This is a genomic window from Stieleria sp. (genome assembly GCF_041595215.1).
Classification (GTDB): domain Bacteria; phylum Planctomycetota; class Planctomycetia; order Pirellulales; family Pirellulaceae; genus Stieleria; species Stieleria magnilauensis.
The window spans coordinates 1-2749 of the sequence record NZ_JBFHKV010001106.1 but is presented as its reverse complement, the minus strand read 5'-3'; the positions used below and the strand labels follow the sequence as shown (position 1 = coordinate 2749).

The following is a 2749-nucleotide window of genomic DNA, read 5'->3' as shown; positions in this document are numbered from 1 at the left end:
TACCGGGTCACTAGCTTGTTTGTACCGTGTCGCTGGGCTCGACGATCGGGTATTCAACGATCGGGTATTCGACGACCTGGCATCCCCCGATCGGGCGAACCATGATCCATGATGAAGCGTTCAACGGCCGGGCTCAAACCCAATACCGCTCGTTTATGTGTCGTTTGCTCAGGCGAGGGCCCGTAGGCTCGCGCCAAACGGCTGATCATTCGATTGATCTCAGCCGGTTCGCGCCAGCGTCCGGGCACCGCATTGATGTTAGTTTGGCGGTATGGGGTTCAATCCGACTCGTCCAGTTCCTCGTCGTTGGAATGGACGGCTTCGGACCAAGTCCGCCGAATCAATTGCAACCGCCGCTCGGTTGCGCGTTTGCTGAGCCCCAGCCGGTCAGCAATCTCGTCGACCAAGAAACCATCCATCCGCATCACTGCGATTTGCCGCAGCTGGGCGTCTGGCAATTGGTCCAGCAGCGCGTTGCACGTCTCTTCCAGCTCGACGTTAAGATCCGCGGTCATCGACTCGTCGGAAACCCCACCGATGCCGGGTGACTTGCGAGTCTCGTCTTCATGCATGAACACCGATTCCCCCCGAACGGCTCCGCCGCCCCGTTTCTGACGGGTCTGGAACCTCAGGTGGGCGTTGACTTTGCGGCCGGTCAACGTGATCAACAACCCCCACAGGTTGTCCGGGCCACTGAGATCAGGAAACTGGTCGCGTCGAATTCCCGCGATAAAACTGTTGAAAGCCGACAGTGCGATGTCTTCTTCGTCACCGGCTCGCTTGAGGTTTGAGGGCAGACGTTTGGCCGCCAAACGCACCAACCGTTGGAAGTACCCGTTCCAAAGCTCGCCGATCGCTTCATCGTCTCCCTTGCGAACACGCTCCATCGCAGCGGCAAACCGTTCCGCTGCACTGCTGTCGGCTCCGGGCTGATCGTTGGGGTGGTTGTCCATCACGTTCAGATTGTTGCGCCATTCCATAACATCGTCCAGACGATCAAAAAAACAGTGGATTGGCTGGATTTGGATGCTGCAAAGCAAGTGTCGAAGCAAAGCGGGGCGCAAGGTCGACCTCGTCGCGATAATCCGACCGCAGGATTATACGGATCTTGCGGAAAAACAGTTCAACCGAGGGGGATTCCCTTGCCCGTCTTCCTGGATTCGGTAATCATTCCCATCGTAACAGGATTCATTTCGGAGAATACGACAAGGGTTCACCAACCGGTCTCAACCCGACATTCCGCAATCGCCCCCGCAGCCTGAGACGGCGGTGGGCCTGTGGCTGGACCACTGGATGGACCGTGTCGCCCGATCGCCGCGATTCCGAGCGATCGGCATTTTCCGGTGCCTTGGCGACCAGGAACCTATTCCCGACCTAAGTTCCCTCCAGCGGGGAGCACCTTGGGGAGTATTCGCGCTGCATGAACACTGTCACTACACAACATCGCCATCCGGGGGGAATCCAACACATGTTCCGCGCCACCGTCATCGCTCTTGCGACCCTTGCGACTTCGTTCTCGATCGCTGCATCCGCACTGGCCCAATCGCAATGGCCCGACAATGCCTTTGCAATCAAGAAGCATGACTTTGGCACCGTAGCGGTTGCTTCCAAAACCGAATTCCGCTTCCCGGTCTACAACCCCTACACGCAACCGCTGCACATCCAAACGGTCCGACGAAGCTGTGGATGCACGACACCGATCGTCGAAACCGAGTACATCGAGCCCGGCCAAACGGGGTCGATTCTGGCGCGATTCAACACCGACACCTTCCGGGGCACCAAGGGCGCAACACTGACCGTCGTGATCGACAAACCGTTCTTCAGCGAAGTGCGGCTGCGTGTCGACGGCTACATCCGCAGCGACATGGTGTTCCACCCCGGTGCGATCGAGTTTGGCACCGTCAACCAAGGCGAATCGGACAGCAAGACCACACGCGTGCTGTATGCCGGCCGCAGCGATTGGGAAATCGCCGACGTGCGAAGCAATGTGCCGTGGCTGGTCCCGAGCAAGAAACTGGTCAGCCGAAGCGCCGGCCGGGCCGATTATGAGCTGACCGTCGCGATCCGCGAAGACGCACCCACCGGGCCGTTCCAAAACGAAATCATCGTCATCACCAACGACACCAAACGCCCCGAAGTCCCCTTCCCGGTCAGCGGCAACGTCGAAAGCCCGCTCAGCATCTCGCCCCAAGCGATCGCCTTTGGCAGCTTGAAGCCGGGCCAAAAAATCGAAAAGCGATTGGTCATCAAAGGTGCCACCCCGTTCACGATCGAATCGATCACCTGTGAAGGCTGGGACGTCTCCTTCCCCCAAGCCACCGTCGCCAAGACGATCCACATCGTTCCCGCCACGTTCACCCCGACCGACGCCGAAGGCCCTCAAAAAGTGACCGTCCTGATCACCACCGCCGGCGATCAATCCGTCACCGCCAAAGCCATCCTGACCGCCGACATTCGCGAGCAGTGATTCGTGGATTAGTTCCAATCGGGGTGCTTTTTATTAGCGGCAGGGCGCGCGTCCAATACCGCTATATCGACAAGGCTTTGACCAGCGCAGGGCGAGTAGGCCCCGCGCCAAACGGCTAATCATCAACTGACATCAGCCGGTTCGCGCCAGTGTCCGCGCGGCGCTAAATCTCGATTTAGCGGCATTGGCCGCGAGACCTGCCGCTCACAAGCATCACTCCGTTTGGTGTCAAAGGAGAGCGGCAGCGAACCGAGTATCCCGGAGGGATGCCAGCGAGTAGCC

The 2749-nt window shown here is 59.1% G+C and carries 2 protein-coding genes; one reads left to right on the top strand and one right to left on the bottom strand.

What is annotated here, in order from left to right; all coding sequences use genetic code 11:
• Nucleotides 1-278: 278 nt before the first annotated feature.
• Nucleotides 279-953: an ECF-type sigma factor gene (locus tag ABX749_RS28535; RefSeq protein ID WP_372899024.1), complete on the bottom strand. Its 675-nt coding sequence runs from the start codon at nucleotides 951-953 to the stop codon at nucleotides 279-281.
• A 467-nt stretch (nucleotides 954-1420) separates the two neighbouring features.
• Between ABX749_RS28535 and ABX749_RS28530 the strand changes: the two genes are divergently transcribed.
• A complete protein-coding gene (locus tag ABX749_RS28530) occupies nucleotides 1421-2467 on the top strand; it encodes a DUF1573 domain-containing protein (RefSeq protein ID WP_372899023.1) in 1047 nt (348 codons plus the stop codon).
• The last annotated feature ends 282 nt before the right edge of the window (nucleotides 2468-2749 follow it).